The 1559-nt window shown below is 66.5% G+C and carries 2 protein-coding genes; both read left to right on the plus strand.

Annotation, left to right across the window (positions count from 1 at the left end; translation table 11 throughout):
- The coding region (locus QJT78_RS51095; protein ID WP_212479779.1) for a response regulator at window positions 1-1086 on the plus strand (1086 nt) is incomplete at its 5' end.
- Between the two features lie 27 nt (window positions 1087-1113).
- Window positions 1114-1559: chemotaxis protein CheW (locus tag QJT78_RS51100; protein ID WP_212479778.1), on the plus strand; the 446-nt coding region annotated here is incomplete at its 3' end.

The following is a 1559-nucleotide window of genomic DNA, read 5'->3' on the forward strand; positions in this document are numbered from 1 at the left end:
TTTATCGTGGTCACGCAAGTCGGCAGCCAGACGTTTGGCATCGTCGTCGACGGCGTGTTCCATACCGAAGAGATCGTGGTCAAGCCGATGTCGACGAAGCTCCGTCACATCGACATGTTCTCCGGCAACACCATTCTGGGCGATGGCGCTGTGATCATGATCATCGACCCCAACGGCATTGCGAAAGCGCTCGGCGCCGCCGGCTCCTCGGCCCATGACATGGGCGACGAGAACGGCGCGCATCACATCGGAAGTGGCGAGCAGACCACCTCGCTGCTGGTCTTCCGCGCCGGCTCCAGCCAGCCCAAGGCGGTCCCGCTCGGGCTCGTCACCCGTCTGGAAGAGCTCCCGGCCGACAAGATCGAGTTCAGCAACGGCCGCTACATGGTGCAGTACCGCGAGCAGCTGATGCCGCTGGTCGCCATGGAGAGCGTCACCATTGCCAGCCAGGGCGCCCAGCCGATCCTGGTGTTCGCCGATGACGGCCGCTCCATGGGCCTCGTCGTCGACGAGATCATCGACATCGTCGAGGAACGCCTCAACATCGAGGTCGGCGGCTCCGCCTCCGGCATTCTCGGCTCGGCCGTGATCAAGGGCCAGGCCACCGAAGTGATCGACGTCGGCCACTTCCTGCCGATGGCGTTCGCCGACTGGTTCACCCGCAAGGAGATGAAGCCGTCGCAGCACTCGCAGTCGGTGCTGCTGGTCGACGACTCCGCGTTCTTCCGCAACATGCTGGCCCCGGTGCTGAAGGCGGCCGGCTACCGCGTTCGCACCGCGCCGACCGCGCAGGAGGGCCTGGCGGCGCTGCGGGCACAGAGCTTCGACGTGGTCCTGACCGACATCGAGATGCCCGACATGAACGGGTTCGAGTTCGCCGAAGTGATCCGCTCCGACACCAATCTGGGCGCGATGCCGATCATCGGCCTGTCCGCGCTGGTGTCGCCGGCGGCGATCGAGCGCGGCCGTCAGGCCGGCTTCCACGACTATGTCGCCAAGTTCGACCGTCCCGGTCTGATCGCGGCGCTGAAGGAACAGACCGCGGGTGCCGCCGGCGCCTCCGAGCTGAGCCGGGCAGCGGCCTAAGAGCGGGATGGATCAGGAGATATCGAGATGAGCAACAAGATGCAGACCACCGAAGGCGCCATGGTCGAATACGTCACCGCGATGATCGGCGGCCAGCTGTTCGGCCTGCCGATCTCCCGGGTCCAGGACGTGTTCATGCCCGAGCGCGTCACCCGCGTTCCCCTGTCCTCGCGCGAGATCGCGGGGGTGCTGAATCTGCGCGGCCGCATCGTCACCGTGGTCGACATGCGTGCCCGGCTCGGCCTGCCCAAGCCTGAGGACGGCAAGACCCCGATGGCGGTCGGCGTCGACCTGCGCGGTGAATCCTACGGCCTCCTGATCGACCAGATCGGCGAGGTGCTGCGGCTTGCCGAGGACGGCAAGGAAGAGAACCCCGTCAACCTCGATCCCCGCATGGCCAAGCTCGCCGGCGGCGTCCACCGTCTCGACGGGCAGCTCATGGTCGTCCTCGACGTCGATCGCGTCCTCGAGCT

The sequence above is a fragment of the Bradyrhizobium sp. Mp27 genome (assembly GCF_029953005.1).
Classification (GTDB): Bacteria; Pseudomonadota; Alphaproteobacteria; order Rhizobiales; family Xanthobacteraceae; genus Bradyrhizobium; species Bradyrhizobium barranii.